The sequence below is a fragment of the Wandonia sp. genome (assembly GCF_984588085.1).
The window spans coordinates 1-3,685 of sequence record NZ_CFIGVI010000080.1; the positions used below are offsets into that span (position 1 = coordinate 1).

Consider the following 3,685-nt stretch of genomic DNA (forward strand, 5'->3'; position numbering starts at 1 on the left):
CAAATGTAGGAAAATACTAAAAGACAGATCGAAGCCCCACCTCATTTAGAACATCCTCCTACTAAAAAACGAAATTCTCCCCTCCAATTCTTCACTCAGCATTTTAGGAAGCTCCATCCCATCAACCGAGATTGAATTTCAATAATTAACCAATTAAGTTTATTATTTTTGCCAAAAAAACTTTTGAATTATGCCCACAAATTTTGTTGAAGAACTACGTTGGAGAGGAATGATCCATGATATTATGCCCGGAGCAGAAGAGCACCTTATGGAGAAAATGCGCGCGGCTTATGTAGGGATAGATCCGACAGCAGACTCTCTTCATATTGGTCACCTTGTGGGCGTCATGATGCTTCGTCATTTCCAGAAAGCAGGACACAAACCCTTCGCCCTTATTGGTGGAGCAACCGGAATGATCGGAGACCCTTCAGGAAAATCGCAGGAGCGGAATCTGCTAAACGAAGAAACACTGGCACACAATCAAAAATGTCTGAAAGAACAACTTTCACGTTTTCTGGATTTCGAAACAGAAGATGCCAATGCAGCTGTTCTTGTGAACAACTACGATTGGATGAAAGAATTTTCCTTCCTTGATTTCATCAGAGATGTAGGAAAACACATTACTGTTAACTACATGATGGCAAAAGATTCAGTTAAGAAACGTATTGCCGGAGACGATACTGAGGGAATGTCATTCACTGAATTTTCCTACCAGTTGGTACAGGGGTATGATTTCCTCCATTTGTACAAACAACATGAATGCACCCTTCAGATGGGAGGATCTGATCAATGGGGTAATATTACGACAGGAACCGAACTAATCCGAAGAATCGGCGGAGGAAAAGCGTTTGCTTTAACCTGTCCGCTTATTACAAAAGCTGACGGGACAAAGTTTGGTAAAACCGAAGGTGGTAACGTATGGTTAGATGCAGAAAAAACTTCTGCCTACAAATTCTATCAGTATTGGTTAAATACATCCGATGAGGATGCAGAAAAATATATCAAGATTTTTACTTTTCTATCAAGAGAAGAGATCGAAGCATTAATTATCACTCATAAAGAAGCTCCACACTTACGAAACCTCCAAAGAAGACTTGCCGAAGAACTTACGATAATGGTTCATTCCCGGGAAGATCTTGAGAATGCTATTACAGCTTCCTCTATCCTTTTCGGAAAATCTACCGGCGACGATTTACGCAAACTATCCGAAAAACAATTCATGGAGATCTTTGAAGGTGTTCAGCAAGCCGTTGTTTCCCGTAAAGAGTTTACGAGTGGACTTGGAATTATAGATGCATTGGCAGGAAAAACCAATTTCCTTTCTTCCAATGGAGAAGCAAGACGTGAACTAAAAGCCAACGCAATTTCAGTAAACAAAACGAAAGTACAGGAAGACTTCACATTCTCAGACGAAGATCTGATCAATGGACGCTACGCTCTTATCGGAAAGGGAAAGAAAACGAATTTCATTCTTATCGTAGAATAACCACTCGTTACTACCTTTTTCTTTTTTTGCTGCGCTCATTCTTTCTTCGTTCTTCTAACCATTTTGGTTTGGAACGTGTGACAGTTGCATCCGGGTTACTTTCCGACCCAAGAAGTTTATCCAGTAGTTCAGGCCGCTTGGCTTGTGTCAGTCTGTTTCTGATCCATCCGTGATTTTCCTTTTTATACCAGAAGAAAAACCGATGTTGGTTTTGTTTCTCTTCTTTCGTTTTGGGAGTAAACACTGGTTTTAATGTGTACGGATGCACCCCTGAATAATAGATTACCGTAGCAACGGTCATAGGTGTCGGGGTAAAATCCTGCACCTGCTCTAACCGGAAGCCCATATCTTTTGTTTCCGCCGCAAGATTTGCCATATCCTGCTCCTCACAACCAGGGTGAGATGAGATAAAATAAGGGATCAACTGTTGACTCAGACCATTCTTAGCCGAAATCTCATCGTACTTCTCTTTGAACTTGTGAAAATACCTGAACGAAGGTTTTCGCATTACCCGTAAGGTTGCATCTGACGTATGTTCAGGAGCGACTTTCAATCTCCCAGATACATGTCGTGTCACAACCTGCTCAATATATTCATCGTGGTTTCCGTCTTCGTTATTTTTGTTAAAGTCATCTACCAACAGATCATAGCGTATTCCCGAGCCAATAAATGCCTTTTTTACTTTAGGATGAGCATCTACCTTGCGATATAATTCCGTCATGGACGAATGTGATGTATCCAAATTATTACAAATCACAGGGTGGATACAACTAGGACTGGAGCATCTCTCACAAATAGACTCATCTTTCCCTTTCATTCCATACATGTTGGCAGAAGGACCTCCGAGATCGGAGATATAGCCTTTAAACGTAGGATCATTTACAACCTGCTCAACTTCTTTTAAAATCGATTTCTGGCTTCGGGATGAGATAAATTTCCCCTGGTGCGCCGATATGGTACAGAAACTACATCCACCAAAACATCCTCTATGCATATTAATAGAGAACTTGATCATTTCGTAGGCAGGGATTGCCCCTCTCTTCTTATACTTAGGGTGAGGAAACCGTGTATAGGGCAAATCAAACGACTGATCCATTTCCTTCTCCGTCATCGTCTTATACGGAGGATTAATTACCAAACGTTCGTTCCCTATATCTTGTGTAATTCGTCTAGCGTTCAGTTTGTTGGACTCAACTTCAACAATCTTAAAATTCGCTGCATATTTCAGCTTATCTGCCAGACACTCCTCATGAGAAGCCAACGCAATTGTATCCCAGTTTTTATTTTTGGGCAGCTCCTCCTCAACCGATTGCAAAAAGGCTGTTTGAGGAATCGTTTTTAATGACGAGAAAGGGACTCCTTTACGCACCAATTTCAACATATCACGCAGGGGTTGCTCTCCCATACCATATACCAATATGTCAGCTCCTGAATCTTTGAGTATTCCGGGCATTAGTTTATCTTTCCAGTAATCGTAATGCGTTACACGTCGTAAAGAGGCTTCAATACCACCTATCAGAACCGGAACATCCGGATATAGCTCTTTCAGAATCTTCGTATACGTTATGGTAGCATAATCCGGGCGAAAACCGGACTGTCCTCCCGGAGTATACGCATCCGTTGAACGCAATCTACGGTTTGCTGTATAATGATTCACCATTGAATCCATACACCCTGCCGTTACACCAAAGAAATAATTTGGTTTCCCGAATTTTTTGAAATCACGTAAATCATCTTTCCAGTTAGGTTGCGCAACGACAGCCACCCGAAATCCTTCGGACTCAATGATACGACCAATCACTGCCGTACCAAAAGCCGGATGATCCACATACGCATCCCCTGAAACGATAACAACATCAACGCTGTCCCATCCTCTCTTCTCCACTTCCTTCATTGTTAACGGGAGCCAATCTGTTATCGGTCGTTCATTCATACGACAAAATTAGTTCAATTCTGAGGAATAATAAAAAATGTTGTGAATTTCAGTTGAAAATAGAAAAAAGAGAAGCCTGAAAAGAGTTCTATAAATTCTTGTTGTTGACTCCATACCATGAGGTAGAAACTCTTTTCAGGCTATCTGCAAGGAAAATAAAAACCAAATAAACCGTCAACTTTTTGACCATTTGTACCCTATAGACGGATGTTTTTGTCATAGGGTTGTGTAATAACCAAAATTTTTCTTTTCAGATGAAATTTTCC

Annotated in this window: 2 protein-coding genes; one reads left to right on the forward strand and one right to left on the reverse strand. The window is 41.0% G+C overall.

Annotated features, from left to right (window positions below; translation table 11 throughout):
- The first annotated feature begins 190 nt into the window (after positions 1–190).
- Complete coding sequence (gene tyrS, locus AC4PL9_RS15000) at positions 191–1,486, forward strand: tyrosine--tRNA ligase (RefSeq protein WP_491605563.1); 1,296 nt, start codon at positions 191–193, stop codon at positions 1,484–1,486.
- 10 nt (positions 1,487–1,496) lie between these two features.
- On the opposite strand, the gene AC4PL9_RS15005 is transcribed toward tyrS, so the two are convergent.
- A complete protein-coding gene (locus tag AC4PL9_RS15005; protein ID WP_491605564.1) occupies positions 1,497–3,419 on the reverse strand; it encodes a YgiQ family radical SAM protein in 1,923 nt (640 codons plus the stop codon).
- Between the last annotated feature and the right edge of the window lie 266 nt (positions 3,420–3,685).